The 21,250-nt window shown below is 68.7% G+C and carries 19 protein-coding genes; 4 read left to right on the top strand and 15 right to left on the bottom strand.

Going from position 1 to position 21,250, the window contains the following annotated elements; genetic code table 11:
• Positions 1 to 43: 43 nt before the first annotated feature.
• The 4 genes from VNG13_11335 to VNG13_11350 are packed head-to-tail and all read right to left on the bottom strand — an operon-like array spanning position 44 to position 5,746.
• A complete protein-coding gene (locus VNG13_11335) occupies positions 44 to 1,441 on the bottom strand; it encodes a wax ester/triacylglycerol synthase family O-acyltransferase (protein HVA61111.1) in 1,398 nt (465 codons plus the stop codon).
• Between the two features lie 14 nt (positions 1,442 to 1,455).
• A complete protein-coding gene (locus tag VNG13_11340) occupies positions 1,456 to 2,568 on the bottom strand; it encodes a serine hydrolase domain-containing protein (protein ID HVA61112.1) in 1,113 nt (370 codons plus the stop codon).
• The gene (locus tag VNG13_11345) at positions 2,565 to 3,581 is read right to left on the bottom strand and encodes an LLM class F420-dependent oxidoreductase (protein ID HVA61113.1); all 1,017 of its coding nucleotides are present in this window, start codon (positions 3,579 to 3,581) and stop codon (positions 2,565 to 2,567) included. The genes VNG13_11340 and VNG13_11345 overlap by 4 nt, the downstream gene beginning before the upstream one ends.
• Positions 3,582 to 3,592: 11 nt before the next feature.
• The gene (locus VNG13_11350; GenBank protein HVA61114.1) at positions 3,593 to 5,746 is read right to left on the bottom strand and encodes an acyl-CoA dehydrogenase; all 2,154 of its coding nucleotides are present in this window, start codon (positions 5,744 to 5,746) and stop codon (positions 3,593 to 3,595) included.
• 127 nt (positions 5,747 to 5,873) lie between these two features.
• Here VNG13_11350 and VNG13_11355 point away from each other — a divergent pair, with 127 nt between their 5' ends.
• A complete protein-coding gene (locus VNG13_11355; protein ID HVA61115.1) occupies positions 5,874 to 6,785 on the top strand; it encodes an alpha/beta hydrolase in 912 nt (303 codons plus the stop codon).
• Here VNG13_11355 and VNG13_11360 read toward each other — a convergent pair.
• On the bottom strand, positions 6,767 to 8,233 hold the full coding sequence (locus tag VNG13_11360; GenBank protein ID HVA61116.1) for a wax ester/triacylglycerol synthase family O-acyltransferase: 1,467 nt from the start codon (positions 8,231 to 8,233) through the stop codon (positions 6,767 to 6,769). The two genes, VNG13_11355 and VNG13_11360, sit on opposite strands and share 19 nt — an antisense overlap.
• Positions 8,234 to 8,300: 67 nt before the next feature.
• Between VNG13_11360 and VNG13_11365 the strand changes: the two genes are divergently transcribed.
• Positions 8,301 to 9,548 carry an alpha/beta hydrolase gene (locus tag VNG13_11365; GenBank protein HVA61117.1) on the top strand — a complete coding sequence of 416 codons (1,248 nt, stop codon included), beginning with the start codon at positions 8,301 to 8,303 and terminating at the stop codon, positions 9,546 to 9,548.
• Here the strand turns inward: VNG13_11365 and VNG13_11370 are convergent.
• From VNG13_11370 to VNG13_11415, 10 genes are read right to left on the bottom strand one after another with little or no spacing between them, the layout of a single operon-like run.
• Positions 9,545 to 10,135 (bottom strand): TetR family transcriptional regulator, encoded by a 591-nt coding sequence (locus VNG13_11370; protein ID HVA61118.1) that lies wholly within the window; start codon positions 10,133 to 10,135, stop codon positions 9,545 to 9,547. The genes VNG13_11365 and VNG13_11370 overlap by 4 nt on opposite strands.
• Positions 10,132 to 11,721, bottom strand: coding sequence for an acyl-CoA synthetase (locus VNG13_11375; GenBank protein ID HVA61119.1), 1,590 nt, complete (start codon positions 11,719 to 11,721; stop codon positions 10,132 to 10,134). The genes VNG13_11370 and VNG13_11375 overlap by 4 nt, the downstream gene beginning before the upstream one ends.
• Positions 11,722 to 11,734: 13 nt before the next feature.
• Positions 11,735 to 12,862, bottom strand: a complete 1,128-nt coding sequence (locus VNG13_11380) for an acyl-CoA dehydrogenase family protein (protein ID HVA61120.1) — start codon at positions 12,860 to 12,862, stop codon at positions 11,735 to 11,737.
• 17 nt (positions 12,863 to 12,879) lie between these two features.
• A complete protein-coding gene (locus VNG13_11385) occupies positions 12,880 to 14,055 on the bottom strand; it encodes an acyl-CoA dehydrogenase family protein (protein HVA61121.1) in 1,176 nt (391 codons plus the stop codon).
• Position 14,056: 1 nt separating this feature from the next.
• Positions 14,057 to 14,806 (bottom strand): glucose 1-dehydrogenase, encoded by a 750-nt coding sequence (locus VNG13_11390; protein ID HVA61122.1) that lies wholly within the window; start codon positions 14,804 to 14,806, stop codon positions 14,057 to 14,059.
• Positions 14,803 to 15,960: a thiolase domain-containing protein gene (locus tag VNG13_11395; GenBank protein ID HVA61123.1), complete on the bottom strand. Its 1,158-nt coding sequence runs from the start codon at positions 15,958 to 15,960 to the stop codon at positions 14,803 to 14,805. Before VNG13_11395 ends, VNG13_11390 begins: the two co-directional genes overlap by 4 nt.
• On the bottom strand, positions 15,957 to 16,880 hold the full coding sequence (locus VNG13_11400; GenBank protein ID HVA61124.1) for a lipid-transfer protein: 924 nt from the start codon (positions 16,878 to 16,880) through the stop codon (positions 15,957 to 15,959). The genes VNG13_11395 and VNG13_11400 overlap by 4 nt, the downstream gene beginning before the upstream one ends.
• Positions 16,877 to 17,359: a Zn-ribbon domain-containing OB-fold protein gene (locus VNG13_11405; GenBank protein ID HVA61125.1), complete on the bottom strand. Its 483-nt coding sequence runs from the start codon at positions 17,357 to 17,359 to the stop codon at positions 16,877 to 16,879. Before VNG13_11405 ends, VNG13_11400 begins: the two co-directional genes overlap by 4 nt.
• Positions 17,356 to 17,802, bottom strand: coding sequence for an OB-fold domain-containing protein (locus tag VNG13_11410; protein ID HVA61126.1), 447 nt, complete (start codon positions 17,800 to 17,802; stop codon positions 17,356 to 17,358). Before VNG13_11410 ends, VNG13_11405 begins: the two co-directional genes overlap by 4 nt.
• Positions 17,799 to 19,016, bottom strand: coding sequence for a cytochrome P450 (locus VNG13_11415; GenBank protein ID HVA61127.1), 1,218 nt, complete (start codon positions 19,014 to 19,016; stop codon positions 17,799 to 17,801). The genes VNG13_11410 and VNG13_11415 overlap by 4 nt, the downstream gene beginning before the upstream one ends.
• Before the next feature lie 137 nt (positions 19,017 to 19,153).
• On the opposite strand from VNG13_11415, the gene VNG13_11420 reads away from it, so the two are divergent.
• Both VNG13_11420 and VNG13_11425 read left to right on the top strand, forming a co-directional pair.
• Entirely contained in the window at positions 19,154 to 20,317 is a 1,164-nt protein-coding gene (locus VNG13_11420; GenBank protein HVA61128.1) for a steroid 3-ketoacyl-CoA thiolase, read from the top strand.
• An 8-nt stretch (positions 20,318 to 20,325) separates the two neighbouring features.
• The gene (locus tag VNG13_11425) at positions 20,326 to 21,114 is read left to right on the top strand and encodes a crotonase/enoyl-CoA hydratase family protein (GenBank protein HVA61129.1); all 789 of its coding nucleotides are present in this window, start codon (positions 20,326 to 20,328) and stop codon (positions 21,112 to 21,114) included.
• Positions 21,115 to 21,250 lie beyond the last annotated feature (136 nt).

Raw genomic sequence — 21,250 nt, forward strand, 5'->3', positions numbered from 1 at the left:
GCGGGTGTTTTCGGGTAACCAGCGGGAGAAGCGCCCTGGTCGCCTAGCTGAAGGCGGCGGCGAGTTCTTCGAGGCATCCGGGCAGCGCGTCGGCGATCGCCCAGGTGTCCGCCACCAGATCGGGGCAGGCCATGATGCCGACGTCGAGCCGGTCGAGGTTGGACAGCACCGTGATGTTCATCCCGGTGCCCGGCAGCAGCGGGCCGAGCGGATAGATGGCGTCGATCCGAGCCCCAGCCAGGTACAGCGCTACCGGCGGTCCCATGACGTTGGACACGATGAGGTTCTGAAGGGCGGGCTGCAGCGCCGAGAGACCGAGGCTGCGCATCAGCCAGGTCACGACGGAAACCGCCGCGGGTGGCGTCACGTCGGCGAGCGACGCGAGCGTCGACGTCCCTGCCGCCCCCGTAATCTCCTTGGCCATCGCCGAGTTTCGATGCACGAGCTGTAGGAGCTCCGCCGGCTCGCTCTCCCGCATCGGTAGAGCTACGAGGAGGGCGGCGAGCCGGTTGGTGCCGCTCGTCTCGCCCTCACCCGCATTGAGCGGGCAGCTGACGACGAGCGGTCGGCCCGGCACCGCATCCCGCGCCCTGAGGTAGCGCCGGAGTGCCAGCGCGATCGTGGCGAGCACCACATCGTTGAGCTTCACGCCGGCCGCGTCCTTGACCTGCTTCGCCTGCTCGAGCGGCAGCGCGGAGAAGGCCGCGATCCGGGCCCGGGTGGGCGGCCCGCTGATCGGGGTCCGCGGCGAGGCGATCGGCATCGTGGCCGGGCCGGAACCGGCAATCATGCGACCCACGGCGGGCAGGGCCGAGATCAGGCCCCGTCCGCTCGACAGCACGGCCCTCCCGGCGGCCAGCGGCCAGCGGAGTTGGTTCGCCAGGGTCCGGCCGGTCAGCGCGAATGCGCCGGGCCGTTCGTCCTGGGGGCCGGGCAGCGGCGGCGCGGGAAGCGGCGGAGGGTTCGGCTCGAGATCTAGCAGGGCGGCAATGAACTCGGCCCCCGCCGCCCCGTAGAGGGTGCAGTGGTGCACCTTGGCGACCAGCCCCACCCGGCCCGCTGCCAGTCCGTGAACGACGTGCAACTCCCAAAGCGGCCGGTCCCGGTCCAACCGTCGGCTCGCGATCCTTCCGACCAGATCGCCGAGGGCGCGCGCATCGCCGGGGGGATCGACCTCGTCGTCGAACAGGTGGAGCGAGAGGTCGACGTCGGCCACCTCCAGCCAGTACGGCTTGTCCAGGGAGAGCGGCACGGTGACGAGTTGCCGTCCGAATGGCGGCATCAGGTGGATTCGGTCGGCCACGACCTGGCGCAACCGGGCGCGGGAGTACCCGTCTCCGGGTGAAGGATCGAGCAGCAGGACACCGAGAACGTGCATCGGGAGCTCGGCGGTCTCCAGGGCGAGGAAGGCGGCGTCCATCCCGGTGAGCTGCTCGGCCATCGGGCTCCCCTCGTTTAGGCCGGTTGCCCGCACCGGCCGGCCAGGCCGGCGATCTTGGCCGACCGAGTAAACGCCGACACGACTTCCACGTCCAGCCCGTTCGTCAGGTAACAGAACGACAGCCCGGTATCGGGATCGGCCCAGGCGAGCTGCCCGCCAACTCCCATCGAGCCAAATGTCCGCGGCCCGACGGTTCGGCCGAACTGGCGGACGACGGCGTGCCCGTCGTCGCCGGCGATCACGAGTCCGAGCGTCCGGTTCGCCGCAACCCCGAGGAGGGGGTCCACCATGGCGTTACGAATCCGCCCGGTCGCATCGGCCAGGACCGCGGGATCCCAGACGGCGCTTGGGTCGTGCAACAGTGCCTGGTAGTACAGCGCGACGTCGCCAGCGCCGGCGACGGCGCCGGCCCCCGGGACTCCGGCGGCGCGCACCCTTGGCTCGTTGAACCGGAGCAGGAGCCCGTCCGCAGTCTCTGCGAGCCGATCCCCCAACTTCTCCCCCGCCGACCCGCCGTCGCCTGTCAAGGTCAGGTCCAGAACGTCGCCCTGCTCGTCCGCTGGTACGCCCAGCTGGAGTCGCGGTAGACCGAGCCGGCCGGCGACCCGGGAGGCGAAGAACTTGCGGAAGTCGGTGCCGGTGACCCGCTCGATGAGATCCGCGAGCACCCAGGACGCGGAAGTTGCGTGATACTCGGTCCGACTTCCGGGGGCCCAATCGAGCCGCCAGCTGGCGAAGCGCGCGCGGCGGCGGTCTGGGTCGGCACCCTCCTCGGGTCGCATCGGCGCCCGCGCGAACCCCGCGGTATGGGTGAGAAGGTGCTCAACCGTGACCAGGTCCTTGCCGGGGGTGGCAAACTCCGGCACAAGTTCGGCGACGGCAGTCTCCGGCCGCAGGTTGCCCTCGCCGAACAGCAGCCAGATCGCGGAAGCGGTCAGCGCCTTGGTCACGCTGAAGACGACGTAGCGGGCGGACTCCTCGGCGCCGAAGGTCTCGGCAGCTATCAGCCGACCGGAGTGCGCGACCGCGACCTGGCAGCTGGGTAGCGTCCCGTCGTCGATGTCGCGACGCGCCCGCGCGAACAGGGCTTTCAGCGCGCCGGCTGGTATCGGGTCGGGCGCCGTCACGAGCTCGTCAGGTCCGCCAGCGCGCGCAGCTGCGCCGGGTCCCGAACCCCGCCGATGAGCAGCGTTCGCACCGGGCTGGCCCGCCACAGCTCGAGCCGCTCGCGGATTCGCGCCAGCGGACCGCAGAGCGCGATGCCGTCCGCCAGGCTGTCCGGGACGGCTCGCATTGCCGCCTCGCGATCGCCGGCTAGAAACAGCCGCTGCACGACTGCCGCAGACTCGGCGTAGCCCATCCGGGCAATGACGTTCAGATGGAAGTTCTGACTCGCTGCTCCCATCCCGCCGATGTAGAAGGCCAAACTCCACTTGACCAGGCTCAGTGCCTGCTCGACATCATCGTGGATGGACACGGTCACCGGGCAGGCCACTTCGAAGTCCGGTCCCGCTCCGGCCAGCGCCTCCGCGTACACCTCGGCTCCACGTTCGACGTGGTAGAAGATCGGCAGCCAACCATCCGCTATTTCGGCCGCCAGCGCGACGTTCTTCGGTCCCTCCGCTCCGAGCAGCACCGGGATCCGCTCCCGGAGCGGATGCAGGGTGAGCTTCAGCGGCTTACCGAGCCCGGCGCCCCCGGGGTAGGGCATCGGGTAGTGCGGCCCGTCGTTGCGCACCACGTCCCTACGCCAGACCGACCGGAGGATCTCGACGTACTCCCGGGTCCTTGCAAGCGGTTGGGGAAACGGCAGCCCGTACCAGCCCTCGACCACCTGTGGACCGGATACCCCCAGTCCCAGCGTCAGCCGGCCACCGGATAGGGCGTCCAGGGTCGCCGCAGTCATCGCCGTCGCGGCAGGGGTCCGCGCGGATATCTGCACGAGCCCGGTACCGAGCCGGATCCGGGATGTACGGGCCGCGTACCAGGTGAGCGGAGTGAATGCGTCGGAACCGTAAGCCTCCGCGGTCCAGACCGATCCAAAGCCGCAATCCTCCGCCGCGAGCACGGCGTCCGTCGCGTCGTCGGGTTGCGCCCCCCAGTAGCCGAGCATCAGACCGAGGTTGAGGTCGCTCACCATGGCGTGCCTCCCTAGCCCCGCGGCAAGCCGAGGATGCGCTCCCCGACGACATTGCGGAGAACCTCGCTCGTCCCACCAGCGATCGTCAGTGCCCGGCTCGCCAGGAAGCGGTGGTAGGCCGCGGTCTGTTCGGGGGCGGCCTCCGGCCCGAGCAGTTCGAGACCGAGCTCCGCCGCATCCTGGCGCAGGTGCATGCCGACGAGCTTGCGGACGCTCGAGGCAGCCCCCGGATCGGTGCCAGACACCCGAGCGAGGGTGGATCGGAGCCCGAGCATGCCGTCCGCCTGAGCCAGACACACGAGCCGCCCCACGCGGTCCAATACACCCTGATCGTCGAGGTGGCCAGTCCCGGCAAGGCCCTCCAGCACGTCCTCGACCCCGGACGGGAAGGCCGAGCCGCTGCTCATGGCCACCCGCTCGTTCGCGAGCGTCGTCCTGGCCAGGCTCCAGCCGCGACCCACCTCGCCCACGACGCAGTCGTCGGCGACGAAGACATCGGACAGGAAGATTTCGTTGAACAACGCCTCCCCGGTCAGTTCGCGCAGCGGACGCACATCGATCCCTGGGCTGGTCATGTCAATCAGGAAGTAGGTGATCCCCTCGTGCCGTCTTTGCCCATCCGAGCCGGTACGGGCCAGGCAGATCGCCCAGTCCGCCTGGCGCGCGGACGACGTCCATACCTTCTGCCCGGAGATGGACCAACCCCCATCGACCCGGACCGCCCTCGTCTGCAGGGACGCCAGGTCAGACCCGGCTTCGGGTTCGCTGAACATCTGGCACCAGGAGATCTCGCCGGCCAAAGTCGGTGGGACGAACCGGGCCCGCTGCTCCGCCGTCCCGTACTGCAAGATCGTGGGTAGCGCCCAGTTGCCGATGACCAGATCGGGGCGCTCGACGCCGGACCGGCGGAACTCCTCGTCGATCACCAGCTGCTCGAGGGGGCCCGCATCCCGACCGTACGGCGCGGGCCAGTGCGGGACCAGATAGCCAGACTCCGCGATCCGCCGACGCCTCCCGACCGCGTCTTCAGGGCCGATCGAGTCGAGAAAGGACCGAACTTCGGGCCGGTAGCTCTCGGCGGCGACCGGCAGGTCGATCTTCCGGCCCCGGCGACCTCCGGCTCTGGCGGTGATCGCGGCACGGCGTCTCCAAAGCTCCGTACCGCCGACAAGCTGGCGGCTGGCCACGGCGCGCTTGAGATAGAGATGGGCGTCGTGCTCCCAGGTGAAGCCGATCCCGCCGAGGATTTGGATACAAGCCTTCGCGCAACCGACGGCCGCCTCCAGGCAGACGGCCCCGGCGGTTGCAACCGCCAGCCGGCGCTCGTCGGCAGAGGCTCCGGTGCTGCTTACCGCGCGGGCGGCATCCCACGCAGCCGCCCGGGCCAACTCAACTTCCACCAGCATGTCGGCGCAGCGATGCTTGACCGCCTGGAAGGCCCCGATCGGGCGGCCGAACTGGATCCGGTCGCGGGCATGGCCACACGCGGTGTCGAGGCACCACCCGGCGATCCCGGCGGCCTCAGCCGAGAGCAGGACCACCGCCCAGTCCCGGACCATGTCGGAGTCGACCCCATCGAGCCGTCGGCCTGCGCCGAGCCTGATCCCGGCCGTGGACAACCGCGCGATCCGCCGGCCCGGGTCCATACCCGGCCTCGAGGTAAGGGTGACGTCAGCCGCGTCCACGACGTACCACGCACGCCGGTCGCCGAGGTCGACGGGCACCAGGCAGAGCCGGACGGCGGCACCGCCGAGCAGCAGGCCGACGTCCCCGGCCGCGACAACGCCACCCCCGTCCGGTCGGCCGACGAGCGTCTGGTCGCCGAGCGCAACCGCCACCGGCGCCGAGCCGTCCAGAATCCCGGGGAGCAGTTCAGGCGCAGGTGGCCGCCCCTGCACGAGAACCGCGGCCAGGACGGTCGGCAGGTACGGTCCGGGCGCGACGCAGCGGCCCAACTCGTCGAGGATCACAGCGAGTTCCGGGCCGCCGCCCTCAGCCGCCGCCGCGACCAGGCCCTGACCGGCGAGCGAATCCCACCAGGACGGCAGCTCGTCGGCGTCGGACTCGGCTGCCGACCGGGCACTCGCGGCGACCTGTGAACGCAGCGCCCAGCCGCGCACGGATGCGCCGAGCGCCTCCTGCTCTTCACCGATACCGAGGCCCATTCACCCACCCTGCCGGTAGTGGTCGCACACGGTCGAACGGCATATACTAGAACGTGTTTCATTTTTCGGATACCAGCGCCTGGCCGGATCCCGCGCGAGGGTGGGCGGCTGCTGAGCGACGGGCGTGATGGACTGGACGCTCTGGGCCGGCAAAGCCCTGGGTCGGCTGGTAACTGCCCCCAGGCCGGCCACCGTTCCGACGACGCGACTGGTCGAGCTACCCGGCCGCGGCACGACGTCCGTCATCGACTTGCCCGGGCCACCTGATGCCCAGACGCTCGTTCTCCTCCACGCGCTGGGGACCACGGCGCGGCTGAGTTGGTATCCCTCACTCGAGACGCTCGCAGAGCGCTACCGCGTCGTGGCCTTCGACCAGCGCTGGCACGGGTCGGGAATCCGGTCCCGCGAATTCCGGCTGGTTGATTGCGCCGACGACGCGGTCGCGGTCGCCGACCTGCTCGGCCTCGACCGTTTCGTCGTCGTCGGGTATTCGATGGGCGGCGCGGTCGCCCAGTTGATCTGGCGCCGGCACCGGTCCCGGGTGGCCGGCTTGGTGCTTGCGGCGACCGCTCGCAACTACCGGGGAAAGGTCGGGGAGCGGCTCTGGTTCCAGCTGACCCGGGCGTCGATGGCGCGCTTCGGTGGGCACGCCCATGGCCGAGTGGAACAGCTCGGCACGCGAGTCGCTGCGCTGGACGGCAACGGTTACCAGGACGAACTGTCCCGCTGGGCCATGCGGGAATTCCGCAGCACGAGCGTGTGGTCGATGCTCGCCGCACTCGATGAGCTGGGGCGGTTCGATTCCTCGGCCTGGATCCGGCGGGTGGACATTCCGACCAGCGTGATCGTCATGACCCGAGACCGGTTCGTTCCGACCCGACGTCAACGCAGCCTCGCGGCCGCGATACCGGGTGCGATCTCCTTCGACGTCGCCGGTCACCATGCCGCGCTGGTGCTCGGTGCCGATGAGTTCGTGCCCGTACTTCGCGCCGCCTGCGACTCGGTGGTCCGCCGAATCGATCAGGCCGGACGGCCCTGACGCGGAGTCGCCCGAGCTTTTCTCGGCGTCGCTGCGGACCGACCCCCGGGCAACTCGTCGGCTGCCCGCACGAGCTCCGCGAGGGCTGCGGGCACGGCGTCGACGAGATCCCACAGCTGGGGCATCAGCTCGCGGCAGGAGATCATGCCGAAGCCGAGCCGGTCCTGATTCGACAGCACGGTGACGTTGAGGCCGGCGCCGTCCATAACCGGGCCGAGCGGGTACATGCCGGTGAGCCGGCCGCCACCGAAGAACAGGGGGATGGGGGGGCCCGGGACGTTCGAGATGATCAGGTTGTGCACGACCGGATGCCGGTCCGCGATCCGCAGGCTGGAGTAGACCCGGGCGGCCAGCGAGAAGGTGTTGGGCGCGGCGTGCTCGGCCCAGTCCTGGAGTAGCTGCGCCCCGACCATCTCGTGGTCCGCTTTGGCTCCCTCGTTCGTCTCCGCGATCGCGCGCAGCCGCTCGCCAGGATCAGGTATGTCGCTGGCCAAGGTCGTGAACATCACCGAGACCTTCGTCGTGCCCTCGCGGTCGCCCTCGGTGGCGTGCACGGACACCGGGATCGCCGCGATCAGCGAGCGGTCGGGTAGCTCGCCACGCGCCTCGAGGTAGCGGCGCAGGGCGCCGGAGCAGATCGCCACGACGACATCGTTGACCTTCACGCCGAACGCGTCCTTCACAAGTTTGACATCAGCCAGGCTGACGTTCGTGAACGCGACGTTGCGGTGGGCCGTCACCGTAGCGTTGAACGCCGTGCGTGGCGCCGTGAACGGTGCCGGCATCCCCGGAGCGTCTCGTCGTGCGCGACCGACCAGCAGCTTGCCGACGCCGATCAGCGTGCCGGGGAGCAACCTCGCGACGCCGACCGGACGGCCAACGACGTCGTAGAGGGCACGGGCGAACAGTTCGACGTCACCAGGGCGGCGCTCCGGCTCCCAACTGTCCGGAACGTCCCGGTCCGGCGGGTCGGGCTCGAGATCGAACAGTTCGGCCATCATGTTGGCGCCCGTGACACCGTCGATCGTGCTGTGGTGAACCTTGCTGATGATGGCGATCTCTCCGCTGGCCAGCCCCTCGACCACCCAGAACTCCCAGAGCGGGCGGGACCGGTCCAGGGGGCGGCTGGCGATGGCCCCGACCAAGTCCGCGAGCTCATGGTGACCACCGGGGGCCGGCACGGCGATCCGGCGCAGGTGGTAGTCGAGATCGAAGTCGGGGTCCTCGACCCAGTAGGGGCGGGACAGGTTGAACGGGACGGTCGCAAGTTTGCGCCGGAAGCCCGGCACCAGGCCCATCCGCTTATCGATGTAGCCGTGTAGCCGGTCGAAGGAATAGCCCTGCGGCATGGTCGAAGGATCGATGAGCATCAACCCCAGCACGTGCATATGCATCGTGGACGTCTCGAAGTAGAGAAAGGTCGCGTCCATCCCACCGAGCCGCTGCATGGCCTCAGCCTAGGCGCTGCGGCCATGCCCCGTCCGGTTGCCCACCCCCGCCCGGCAGACTTGCGGCATGGGCCGAAGCTTCCAGCGTTTGTCGACCACGGGCGTCCTGCTGACCGCCAATGCGCTGCGCCCCATGGGCGGCGCTAACCCGCTCTCGATCCCGAGCTTCTTCGCCGGGTGGCTCACATCGGAACTCGCCCCCCACCTGCTCGCCCTGACCGGCCTCGGCACAGCGGTGCACCTGACGCATTCCGGGCTCGGCGACAGGCGCGATCGGCTCGCGCTCGGCATGAACGCCGCCGCGGCAGTGGGGCTTGGCGGACTGATCGTGCAGAGCCAGCACTCCCATCGGGTACTCGAGCGGGCGCTCACCGACGACCTGGGGGACGACTATGTGGCCCGGCTCGATCCAGCGCCGGACCGCACCGACCTGGCCACTCCATGGCGCCAGATCGCCAGGCCCTTCACGATGAAACAGGAGGACGTGCGCCGGGTCGCGGACCTCGACTACTGGGGTGACGGCCATCCCCGCCACCGGCTCGACGTCTACCTGCCCCGGCGCGGCGGTACCGGGTTGCCGGTCCTGCTACAGATCCACGGGGGTGCCTGGGTTATCGGTCGAAAGGACCAGCAAGGCCTGCCCCTGATGACGCACCTGGCTGCGCGTGGCTGGGTCTGTGTCGCACCTAACTACCGGCTTTCACCGCGCGCCCACTGGCCGGAGCATCTGATCGACCTCAAGCGCAGCCTCGCCTGGATTCGGGACAACATCGCCAGCTACGGGGGCGACCCGGATTTCGTCGCGGTCACCGGAGGTTCGGCCGGCGGCCATCTGGCTGCGATGTTGGCGCTGACCCCGAACCAACCGAACCTCCAGCCGGGCTTCGAGGCGGCCGACACGACGGTCCAGGCCTGTATCCCGCACTACGGCGTCTACGACCTCGCCGCCACGACCGGGACAAGGGCCGCCGAACTTCGAAGGGACCGGTTCCTCGCGCGCGTGGTCATCCGCCGCGACCCCCGCCACGACCGCGAGGTGTACGAGCAGGCCTCCCCCCTTTTCCTGGCCGGCCCGGATGCCCCACCGTTCTTCGTCGTGCACGGGCGACACGACTCGCTCGTCCCGGTCGCGGAGACCCGGGCCTTCGTCGAGCGGCTGCGCACCGTCTCCACATCCCCGGTGGTCTATGCGGAGTTGCCCGGCGCACAGCACGCCTTCGACGTGTTTCCGTCGATCCGCAGCGCCCATGTGGTGCGCGCCGTCGAGCGGTTCCTGCGCTGGGTGCACAACCGACCCCCGGACTCGTCGCCCTAGCGCATTACGAGATCGATCGTGTGCTCCAGGTCTTTGAGCACCGCCGCCACGGTCATCCGACCGGACAGCAGCGCGAGGACGTCAGCCAGCCACACCTTGCCGATGACGTGGGCAACGAGCGTGTCCCGCCCGGGGCTCGCGGCGCCCTCCTCGCCGCCCGCGGACGCGATGATCGACACCAGTGTCGCGCCGACCGCGTCGACGTCGACGGCGGCCGACGCGTCGGCCGACATCAAAGCCCGGAGCATGGCCCCGGAGAGCCGGCGGTTGCGGGCGAGGAAGCGGGTGACGGCCGCAACTACCCGGTAGACCCGCTCTCCTGGGGCGAGGTTCGGGTCGTCATTGCCTCGCGCGGCGCTGTCGCGCAGCTGTCCCAGGGTCCGGCCCATCGCGGCCACCAGCAGGTTCACCTTGGACGGGAAGTAGCGGTAAAGCGTCCCGAGGGCCACCCCCGCCCGGTCGGCCACCTCCCGCATCTGCACGGCGTTGTAGCCACCCTCGGTGGCCAGTTCGACGGCGGCGTCGAGGATCCGCTCCCGCCTGGCCTGCTGCGAGGCCGGGACCTCGGCGGTGGCCGCCGTGCTCACCCGACACCGGCCGTCGAGCCGTCCCGGGCAACCCGGCTGGCCCAGGGATAGTCCGCCTTGCCACTCGGCGATCGGCGAATCCGGTCGACGAACACGACCGCCCGGGGCAGCTTGTACCTGGCCAACCGGGTGCGGCAGTAGTCCTCGAGATCGGCCAGGCTCGGCGCCGGCGTGTCTGGACGGAGCTCGACCACGGCCGCAACCCGCTGGCCGTATCGCAGGTCGGGGATCCCGGCGACCACGACGTCATACACGGCCGGATGGCCCTTGAGGACGGCCTCGACCTCCTCCGGGTATACCTTTTCGCCGCCGGTATTGACGCACACCGCACCTCGGCCGAGCACCGCGATCGTGCCGTCAGCCTCCACGGTGGCCATGTCACCGAGCAGTACCCATCGCTCGTCATCGATGGTGACGAAGCTCTCGGCGGTCTTGACCGGATCCTTGTAGTAGCCCAGCGGAACCCGATGCCGCTGGGCTACCCGCCCGATCACCCCGGAGCCGGGAAGCACCCGGCGCAGTTGGTCGTCGAGCACGGCGGTCCGTTCGTTCAACGCGAAACGCAGGCCGGTGTCCGGACTGGAGCCGGCGGTTCCCGTGCCCTGGAAACCGGTTTCGGAGGCCCCGAAGTTGTCGAGGAGCAGGGTGGTCGGCATGAGCTGCTGGAGTCGGGAGCGGACCGATTCCGACAGGATCGCACCGGCAGAGCTCACCACCAGAACGGAGGACACGTCGGTACCGGCCAGCGGTCCGGCGAGAGCCTCGACCAACGGGCGGGCCATCGCATCGCCGACGATGGAAAGCGAGTTCGCCCGCTCCCGTTCGATGGTCCGCAGCACGTCGACGGGGTCGTACTTACGGACTAGAACCACGGTGGCGGCCTGCAGGAATCCGATCCAGGTGGCCAGCTGGGCCGCTCCGTGCATCAGTGGTGCGACCGGGAACATCACCAACCGACCCCGACCAGAGGCCCGTTCCGCAACCTCCTCCGCTCGGCTCACCGGGGTGCCCACCGGCTCGCCACCGCCCATGCCTGCGAAAAAGATGTCCTCCTGGCGCCACATGACGCCCTTGGGCATTCCGGTGGTCCCCCCGGTGTAGATGACGTAAAGGTCGTCACCCGATCTGGCCGGGAAGTCCCGTCGCTCGGACTGTGCTGCCAGCGCCGGCTCGTAGCCATCTGCCCTGCTGGAGCCGACCTCCAGCATCTGGCGCAACGTCGCGACGCTCGGGGCGACCGCCCGCACCCGGGCGGAGAACTCCACGTCGTGCACCAACGCGACCAGGTCCGCATCCGTGAACAGGTGGGCCAGCTCGTCTTCCACGTACCGATAGTTGACGTTGATTGGAACAGCACGAACCTTCAGGCAAGCGATCATCGTCTCGACGTATTCGGGTCCATTGTAGAGCTGAACCCCGACATGCTCGCCGGGTCGAATGCCAGCGGCGATGAGATGATGCGCGAGCCGGTTCGCTCGCGCATCGAGTTGGGCATAGCTCAGTCGACGGTCCCCGCAGACAAGTGCCTCGCGTTCCCCGACGACGTCGACAACGCTCTCGAAGATGTCGGCTAGGTTGAACTCCACGACCCAGCCTTCCTCAGACGGGGGCCGCGGCGAGCGCCGCGCCCAGCGTGGCCAGCTGGCGGGTGGGTGACCCGAGCTCGTGCTCGATCTGTTTGATCCACAGAAAGTAGCGGTGCAGCGGGTAGTCAAGGTCGACGCCGAGGCCGCCGTGCAGGTGCTGGGCGGCATGGACGACCCGCGATCCGCCGTCACCAGCCCAGAATTTCGCCACGGCAACCTCGTCGGCCGCCGGCCAGCCCACCGAGAGCCGCCACGCCGCTTGGACCGCCGTGAGCCGGACGATCTGGGTGTCGATGTAGGCGTCAGCGGCTCGCTGGCCCACCGCCTGGAACGACGCGATCGGCTTGCCGAACTGCTCGCGCTTCGCGGTGTACTCCGCGGTCATCTCCAGCGCTCGCTGGCACACCCCGGCCGCGACGCAGCACAGCGCAGCCGTCCCGTGCAGCACCAGGAGTCTAAGCGCGTCTTGCCCCACCAACGGTCCGGCCAAGACATCCGCATCCGGGACTTCGACGCCTTGCAGCTCTAACGACGCTTGCGGCTCCCGGTTCGTGGTATGGAGCTCCGTGAACCGCAATCCGACTGCGGTCCGAGGCACGACGAACAGCGCTGGCCCCGACCCCGCGGCGGTCGCCGACACGACGATCCAGTCGGCCAAGTCGCCGTAGGGCACGAACGCCTTCTCCCCGTTCAGCGTCCACCCGGCACCGGAGCGAGCCGCGGTTGTCGAAGGCACCAGCGGATCGATCTCCCCCGGTTCGGCCAGCGCGGCCGTGAGGATCAGGGATCCATCGGCAACGCCGGGCAGCAGACGTGCCGCCAGCTCGGCGGATCCGAACCGGGCGATCGGCATCGCGCCGAGTGCGAGCGTCGCGACCGCCGGCACCGGCGCGACTGCCCGACCTACCTCCTCGAGCACGACCGCCAGCTCGAGGAAGCTCCGGCCGGCCCCACCGTGCTCCTCGGGAATCGCAATGCCGGTCAGGCCGGCGGCGGCCAGTTGTCCCCACAGGTGCCGGTCGAAGACCGACCAGCTGGCCGACTCGAGGCCCGCGAGATGTTCATGGGTGACCCGATCGAGAAGAATCCTGCGAGCCAACTCCTGGATGGCCTGCTGGTCTTCGCTGATCCCGAGATCCACGATCCCTACTCTCCCGCTCAGCGCAACGACCGGGGCATGCCCAGTCCGAAGATGGCGATCAGGTCCCGCTGCACCTCGTTGGTCCCACCACCAAAGGTGAGGATGAGCGTGCCCCGGTAGGCGCGCTCGAGCCTTCCGTGCAGGGCACTCCCAGGCGAGCCGCGCTTCAGGATTCCGGCCGCGCCCACAACCTCCAGCAGCTGGCCGTAGCACTCGCAAAACTGGGTGGTGCCGAATACTTTCGTCGCCGACGAGTCGGCCGGATTGACCTTCCCGATTACATCGCCCCAGATCGACTTCCAGTTGAGCAGTCGCAAGGCCTCGAGCCGGGCATGCACCCGGGCCAGGTGGATCTGTACCCATTCCTGATCGACCACGCGGCGGCCGTCCGCCAGCTTCGTCTCCTGCGCCCAGTGTCGTGTCTCGAGATAGGCACGTTCGAGGATCGCCGGCGAAGCCAACGACACCCGTTCGTAGTTCAGCTGGGTGACGATCACGGTCCAGCCTTGGTTGACCTCGCCAACGGTATTCGTCACCGGGACGTGGACGTCCTCGTAGTACGTCGCGTAGGTCGACGCGTCACCGATTGTGCGGATCGGCGTGTACGAGAACCCGATCGCACCCGTGGGCACCAGGATGATCGAGATCCCCTTGTGCTTAGGGGCATCGGGGTCGGTCCGGCAGGCCAGCCAGATGTAGTCGGCATGGTCAGTGAGGCTGGTGAATATCTTCTGGCCGTTGATAACCCACTGGTCCCCGTCCCGCACCGCACGGGTGGTGAGCGAAGCCAGGTCGGTCCCGGCGGTGGGCTCCGAGTACCCAATCGAAAAGAGACATTCGCCCCTGAGGATCCGCGGCAGCAGCTCGGTTTTCATCGCCTCGGTGCCGAACTGCATGAGTGCGGGCCCGACCGTGTTGATGGTAAGGAATGGCACCGGGGCGCCCGCCCGCTGAGCTTCGTCGTAGAAGACGAATTGCTCCATGGGTCCGAAGCCACGGCCGCCGTACTCGATGGGCCAACCAACGCCTAGCCACCCGTCCCGGCCCATCTGGCGGACCGCCTCGAGCACACGCGGACCCCCCATCTCGCCCGCGGCCATCTCCTCCGCGATATCTGATGTAACCAGTCGACCGAAGTAGGCCCTGAGCTCGTCTCGGAGCGCCAGCTGCTCCTCGGTGTAGGCGACGTACATCTCAGAACCCCGCGGAGGCCGTGACGCCCCCATCGACCACGAACTCAGCTCCCGTGCAGTAAGAGCTGTCGTCACCGGCGAGGAAGGCCACGACAGACGCCACCTCCTCGGCCTCACCCATACGTTTGAGTCCCGACACGCGCGACGCGACGTACTTGCGGCCGTCCTCGTCCATGACCGCCCGCGTCATCGGGGTGTCGATCCCACCTGGGTGTACCGAGTTGACCCGGATCTTCTCCTTGCCGTACTCGAGTGCGGCCACCTTGGTCAGTCCGCGGACACCGAACTTGCTCGCTGTGTAGGCCCCGCAGAACACCGTGCCAGCAAGCCCTTCCGTCGAAGAGATGTTGACGATGGAGCCACCGCCCACCCGTCGCATCGCCGGGACAGCTGCCCGGATTCCGAGGAATGTGCCAATCAGGTTGACCTCCAGGACCAGGTGAAATTCCTCCAGGGAGCAGTCTTCGATGGCGGCGAAGCGCAGGATTCCCGCGTTGTTCACCAACACGTCCAGCCGACCGAAATCACGCTCGGCCAGCGACACGACCGCGCTCCAGTGGTCCTCCGACGTCACGTCCAGTAGGGCGAACCGCACCCGGTCGCCGAGCTCGGCCGCGAGCGCGTTCCCCTCGTCCTGAAGAATGTCGGCTACAACGACGCTGGCTCCCTCCTCGTGCAATCGGCGCACTTCGGCCGCTCCCATCCCGCGGGCTCCGCCCGTAACGATCGCGACCCTGCCCTCGAGCTTCATGGCTTGTCACTCCCGACGACCCACATCGCGAAGAACTGCGAACCACCGCCATATGCGTGCCCGAGGGCGCGCCGAGCGCCCTCGACCTGGTGCTCCCCGGCAAGGCCACGGACCTGTAGCGCCGCCTCGGCGAAACGGCACATCCCGGAAGCGCCGATCGGGTTGCTGGACAGGACACCGCCGGACGGGTTGATCGGCAAATCACCGTCGAGGGCGGTGGTGCCGTCGTCGACGAGTTTCCATCCGGTTCCTTCGTCGGCGAAGCCTAGATTCTCCAGCCACATCGGCTCGTACCAGCTGAAGGGGACGTAAATCTCCGCACAGTCGATCTCCCGACGCGGATCGGTGATCCCGGCCTGCCGGTACACATCGTTCGCACAATCACGCCCAGCGTGCGGATTTACGACGTCGCGACCCGCCCCGATGGTCGGCTCGCTGCGCAGCGCTGTGCCATGCAGCCAGGCAACCGGTTTCTCAGCCGCGTCGGCAGTGCGTTCGTCGGCCAGGACGACCGCGCAGGCCCCATCCGAGGACGGACAGGTTTCGAGGTAGCGGAGCGGCTCCCACAGCATCGGCGAAGCGCGTACGGTCTCCTCGTCGATGTCCGGCAGCTGGAGATGGGCGTAGGGATTCTTCAGGGCATTGAGCCGATCCTTGACCGCAACCCGGATTCCGATGTGTTCCGGAGCACCGGCCCGACGAATGTAGGACCGGATGATCGGGGCGAAGTAGCCACCGGCGCCCGTGACCAGCCCCGGGTTGAAAGGCAACCGGATGGAGAGCGCCCATGTTGCGTTGCTCTCCGACTGTTTCTCGAAGCAGACTGCGAGGACCCGTCGGTGCGTGCCGGCGGCCACCAGGTGCGACGCCATCACGCCGGTCGAGCCACCGACACTTCCAGCCGTGTGCACCCGCAGCATCGGTTTGCCGACCGCACCGAGCGCATCCGCGAGGTAAAGCTCCGGCATCATGACGCCTTCGAACATGTCCGGGGCCTTGCCGACGACGACCGCGTCGATGTCCTGCCAACCGAGGCCAGCGTCGTCGAGCGCCCGGACCGCGGCTTCGCGGACCAGCCCCGGCATCGAGACGTCCTGGCGTTTGGCGGCGTACTTCGTCTGCCCCACACCGACCACGGCGACGCGCTCGCTCACGCTGCATCCACCTCGAGAACGGCGACGAGGTTCTGCTGAAGGCACGGTCCGCTGGTGGCGTGCGCGATGGCCCGGCGGGCGCTCCCGGTAGCCAACGCCTGCGCCGCGGCGGCGAGCCTGGTGAGCCCGGCGACCATGACCGGCCCGGAGTCCACGTCGACCGGCGTGTCCCCCAGGTCGAGCGCAGCCCGCAGAATGAGTTCCTGGTGCGGGTAGGGCGTGTGCAGCCACGCCGCGTCCGGTCGCCCGGCCAGGGCACCGGATCGTTCGGCAGCAAGCCGGGCGGAGGGCGAGTTGGTGAGATCGCGCCCACCGAGCGCCGGCGCTTCGATCCGATGGTCGATGCCGCGGATCCAAGCCGGGCGGGCGGTGAGCTGGCGGGCCCGATCGCCGACCGCGAGGATCACGGCGGTTGCCCCGTCCGCGACGGTGGTCGGTGGCACGTCGGGCACCGCCGGGAACCGCCCACTGTCCCGCATCGCCTGCGCCTGTAGACCGGCCAGGCTGCGGGCGTCCGGCCACAGGGGTGCAACGAGATAGGGGTCGAGCTGGAGCGCGAGGGTTCGGTCGAGCTGCCCCCGCGAAGGTCGGGCGAAGGCGTAGACCAGCGCGGTGTCGAGGTCTGCGTGCTGGAGGACCTGGACCGCCTCGTAGAGGGCGAATGCGCCGTCCATCTCGACGTGCGACTCGCGGATCGGCGGCCAGGCGCCGACCGCGTCGAGGGCGCCCACGAAAGCGAATGGGTAACCCTGGAGATAGTCACTGGACCCGGACACCGTGAAGCCGATCTCGCGCTGTTCCAGGCCCCCCTGGTCCAGCGCCTCCCGGATCACCGGAATGAGCATCTCGACCTCGTTGCGTTCCTCCTCCGCCGCGCAGCGGAACGACGCGGACGCCACAATCGCGACCGGGCGGTTCATGCGTACTCCCGGTAGCTCTCGTACGCGGCGTCCGGCTCCCCATTCGACCGGAAATACCGGATGTTGCCGAGGTTCGGCTCCCACTCGTCTTCGGGGGCCCAGACGGGTTCGACCCGCATCCCAAGGTGCACCTCGGACGGATCGCACTCCTGAACGAGGAACATCGAGGTGATGTCGGCGCCGTCGAGCCGGATCCAGGCCGTGACGTAGGGCGGGGTGAGCCCGGGGCTGGGCACCAGGGTGACGGCGAACGTGGTCACCGTCCCGGTCCCCAACAGCCGGACCTCCTCCTCCGTGGCCACCCCGCACATCGAGCATGCCCCGCGCGGTGGCACGTAGACCTTGCGACAACGTGGGCAGCGCTGACCGACGATTTCGCCGCGCGCCATGGAGCGCAGGAAACGCGAGGCGGCCAACCCCGGGGTATAGGTGAAGTCGAGCCGGATCGGCGTTTGGACAATTGTCACCGGCTCACTCACGCGGAATCCTCCGGCTGGAAGCACAACAAATCGCGGATGGAACCGACCCGATGTTCGGCCCAGCGGACCCGCACCCGCAGCCCGGTGCGGATGGCTGCCGGCCCTTCGACGTCCACCGCTGCCAACATCCCGGTGTCCGCCCCGTCAAGCCGGACCAGCGCCCAGGCAAACGGCCGGTCCAGCGGCTGGCCCGCCAGTGGGTTGGGGTTCCAGACCCAGGTCGTGACCACTCCGGCATCGCCGACCTCGACCAGCTCAGAGATGTCCTCCGAGGTCACCGGGTCGTACTCGGCCGGAGGCACGAGAACCCGGCCGTCGCGAGCCCGAACGCCGAGGATGCGCCGGTCCCGTAGCGCGGTGAGGAAGGCGCCGATCACCGGACCGGTCGAGCGGGTGTAGGTGTACTCGATCGCGTGCGGGGCGACGAGCGCCTCGGGATTCATACGCCCGGCGCTGACACGAAACGCACTGGCATTTCCTTGATCCCGTTGATGAAGTTGGACCGGAGCCGGCGCGGCTCCCCCATCAGCTCGACCCGCTCGACGCGGGCGCTCAGCGAGCGGAAGATGCACTCGAGCTCGAATTTGGCGAGGTGTCGACCGAGGCAGAAATGCGGACCGCCGCCGCCAAAGCCGACGTGCGGGTTGGGATCCCGGCCCACATCGAACCGGTGCGCCTCCGTAAAGACTTCCTCGTCGCGGTTCGCCGACGTGTAGTAGATGACCACCTTGTCGCCGGCAACGATTTGTTGTTCGCCGATCAGGACATCGGCCAACGCGGTGCGGCGGAACATGTTCACGGGAGTTACCCAACGGACGATCTCGTCAGCCGCGGTCGCAAGCAGCCCGGCATCGGCCCGCAGTCGCTCCCACTCCGCGGGGTGCTCAATCAGTGCGAGCATCCCCCCGGAGATCGCATTTCGCGTCGTCTCGTTCCCGGCGACCGCGAGCAGAAGGAAGAACATGTCGAACTCGAGCTCGTCGAGCTGATTCCCCTCCTCGTCGGGACCGATCAGCTTGCTGACTATGTCGTCGTCGATCCGCTCTCGTTTCGTGGCCGCCAGCTGGTTGGCGTAGGCCCACATCTCCTCGGCGGCCACCTGACCGTCCTCCGGAGATGTCTGGAACTCGGGGTCATCGAAGCCGATCATGCGATTGGACCAGTCGAACACCCGGTGCCGGTCTTCCTGCGGCACCCCCATCAGCTCGGCAATCACGATCAGCGGGAGTTCGGCGGCGCAGAGCGTCACGAAGTCGCCGCTACCCTTGGCCACGGCGGTATCGACGATCTCGTCGCAGGCGGCTTGGATCCGAGCCTCGAGCCTGGCGATCATGCGCGGGGTGAAACCGCGGTTGACCAAGCTGCGCAACCTGGAGTGCTCCGGGGCGTCCTTGTTCAGCATGAGCAGGCGCGTGTTGTCCAGGTGCTGTCCGGTGAACTCGTTCATCAGCGCACCGCGCTCGTAGGACGAGAAGAGCTCCGGGTTGCGTGAGACGTAGACAACATCGGCGTGCCGGGTCAGCGCCCAATAGCCGGCGGGCTGCTGCGGGTCGTCGTGGTGATAGACCGGAGCTTCCGTACGCAAGCGCCGGAACTTGTCGTGTGGCACGCCCTGCACGTACTGATCCGGATCGTAGACATCGATCTCGAGGGTCATCGCGGTGCGCCTCTCTCGTCGCCCGGCGATAGGGAGAACACGTTCTAGTTTGGCGGGCCGCCGACACCGCGTCAACGCAGCTTGCGGAAAAACTAGAACGTGTTTTACTTTTGCACCGAGCGGACGGGAGAACGCAGATGGGTGACGCGGTCATCGTTGACGCCGTCCGGACACCGATCGGCAAGCGGGGCGGCTGGCTAGCCGGTCTGCACCCTGCCGAGGCGCTCGGCACGGTACAGCGCGAGGTTCTCATGCGCGCTGCCCTCGATCCGAGCCTGGTCGAGCAGGTGGTCGGCGGCTGTGTGACCCAGGGGGGCGAGCAGGCGAGCAACATCGCCAGGTACGCGTGGCTACACGCCGGCCTACCCGAGCGCACCGGCGTGACCACTGTCGACTGTCAGTGCGGATCGAGCCAGCAGGCGGCGCATTTCGTCGCCGGTTTGATCGCCGGCGATGCCATCGATATCGGTATGGCGTGCGGCGTCGAGATGATGAGCCGGGTGGGCCTGGGGGCAGCGGTGATCAACGGCCCCGGAGTCCCGCGCCCGGAGGGTTGGCAGATCGACCTACCCGACCAGTTCACCGGCGCCGACCGGATCGCCCGTGACTTCGGGATCAGTCGAGCGGATCTCGACGAGTTCGGCCTGGCCTCGCAGCAGAAGGCCGAGCGGGCGTGGGCCGAGGACCGGCTCAAGTCGCAGATCGTGCCGCTGTCGGCGCCGGTGCTCGATCCGGATGGTCGACCCACCGGCGAGATCCGCCTGGTCGAGCGAGACCAAGGTTTGCGCGACACGTCCCTGGAGAGGCTCGCCGCGTTGAAGCCGGTGCTCGACGGCGGGCTCCACACCGCCGGAACCTCCTCACAGATCTCTGACGGCGCCGCAGCGGTGCTGCTCATGTCCGCCGATCGGGCCCGGGCGCTCGGGATGGTCCCGCGGGCCCGGATCGTCGCCCAGTGCCTGATCGGTGACGATCCGCACTACCACCTCAACGGACCAGTTGCCGCCACCACCCGGGTCCTCGACCGGGCCGGAATGTCGATCGGCGACATCGACCTGTTCGAGGTCAACGAGGCATTCGCCGCGGTGGTGGTGAACTGGGCGCGCCAGCATCAGGCCGACCTGGCCAAGGTGAACGTGAACGGCGGCGCGATCGCACTCGGCCATCCGGTCGGGTCAACCGGTGCCCGGCTGCTCACCGCTGCTCTCCATGAGCTCGAGCGGACCGGCGGCAGCACCGCTCTGGTGTCCATGTGCGCCGGCGGTGCACTTGCGACAGGCACGATCATCGAGCGAATCTAGGAGTCCACATGGCGGATCTCGAGACCCATCGGGCCGGGCCGGTCCTGATCGTCACGATGAATCGCCCGGACGCCAAGAACTCGCTCTCGCTCGACATGCTCGCGGGGCTGGCCGACGCCTGGGAACAGATCGACGCCGACCCCGAGATCCGGGTCGCGATCCTCACCGGCGCCGGGGGTGACTTCTGCGCGGGAGCGGACCTCAAGGCGATGAACGCCAGCCAGCAGGACAGCGACGCCGCTCGACGCTTCCGCGGCGACTCCGGCCTGGCCTGGAAGGCACTCCTCCGCCACCATCAGTTGAGCAAGCCGCTGATCGCGGCGGTGGAGGGATATGCGGTGGCCGGTGGCACCGAGATCCTCCAAGGCACCGACATCCGGATCGCCGGTGAGAGCGCGGTCTTCGGCGTCGTCGAGGTCACCAGGGCATTGTTTCCGCTCGGTGGATCGACGGTGCGGCTTCGCCGGCAGATCCCCTACACAAAGGCAATGGAGCTGCTGCTGACCGGCGACCGGATCAGCGCGGCCGAGGCCCGGGACATCGGCCTGATCGGCAGGGTCGTGCCCGACGGTCAGGCCCTCGACACGGCGCTCGCAGTTGCCGAGCGGATCGCGCGCAACGGGCCGCTCGCCGTCCAGGCCATCAAGCGGTCGGTGCAGGCGACCGAAGGGCTGCCGGAAGCCGAGGCGCTGAAGATCGAGCTAGAGATCGGTCTGCCGATCTTCGCTACGGAAGATGCCAAGGAGGGCACCCTGGCGTTCAAGGAGAAGCGTGAGCCCCGCTACCAGGGACGCTAGCCTTGATCTTTCACGCTGGGCACAGCTGATCATTTGAGTGATCGTTTTGGGCGCCTGGTGCGGGCTGCTGGTTGGCGCTGTGTGGTGGTAGCGCGGGGGGGTCGGGTTGGAGGTATGCCTCGGGGCCGGCTGTCGC

This window comes from Mycobacteriales bacterium, assembly GCA_035533475.1.
Taxonomy (GTDB): domain Bacteria; phylum Actinomycetota; class Actinomycetes; order DATLTS01; family DATLTS01; genus DATLTS01.

Bases quoted from the DNA above. Each gene is read 5' to 3' on its own strand.
- VNG13_11420 (HVA61128.1), top strand. From the start codon at position 19,154: ATGGGTGACGCGGTCATCGTTGACGCCGTCCGGACACCGATCGGCAAG.
- VNG13_11355 (HVA61115.1), top strand. From the start codon at position 5,874: ATGGACTGGACGCTCTGGGCCGGCAAAGCCCTGGGTCGGCTGGTAACT.
- VNG13_11425 (HVA61129.1), top strand. From the start codon at position 20,326: ATGGCGGATCTCGAGACCCATCGGGCCGGGCCGGTCCTGATCGTCACG.
- VNG13_11400 (HVA61124.1), bottom strand. From the start codon at position 16,880: ATGAACCGCCCGGTCGCGATTGTGGCGTCCGCGTCGTTCCGCTGCGCG.
- VNG13_11350 (HVA61114.1), bottom strand. From the start codon at position 5,746: ATGGGCCTCGGTATCGGTGAAGAGCAGGAGGCGCTCGGCGCATCCGTG.
- VNG13_11365 (HVA61117.1), top strand. From the start codon at position 8,301: ATGGGCCGAAGCTTCCAGCGTTTGTCGACCACGGGCGTCCTGCTGACC.
- VNG13_11385 (HVA61121.1), bottom strand. From the start codon at position 14,055: ATGTACGTCGCCTACACCGAGGAGCAGCTGGCGCTCCGAGACGAGCTC.
- VNG13_11360 (HVA61116.1), bottom strand. From the start codon at position 8,233: ATGCAGCGGCTCGGTGGGATGGACGCGACCTTTCTCTACTTCGAGACG.
- VNG13_11335 (HVA61111.1), bottom strand. From the start codon at position 1,441: ATGGCCGAGCAGCTCACCGGGATGGACGCCGCCTTCCTCGCCCTGGAG.
- VNG13_11415 (HVA61127.1), bottom strand. From the start codon at position 19,016: ATGACCCTCGAGATCGATGTCTACGATCCGGATCAGTACGTGCAGGGC.
- VNG13_11345 (HVA61113.1), bottom strand. From the start codon at position 3,581: ATGGTGAGCGACCTCAACCTCGGTCTGATGCTCGGCTACTGGGGGGCG.
- VNG13_11410 (HVA61126.1), bottom strand. From the start codon at position 17,802: ATGAATCCCGAGGCGCTCGTCGCCCCGCACGCGATCGAGTACACCTAC.
- VNG13_11390 (HVA61122.1), bottom strand. From the start codon at position 14,806: ATGAAGCTCGAGGGCAGGGTCGCGATCGTTACGGGCGGAGCCCGCGGG.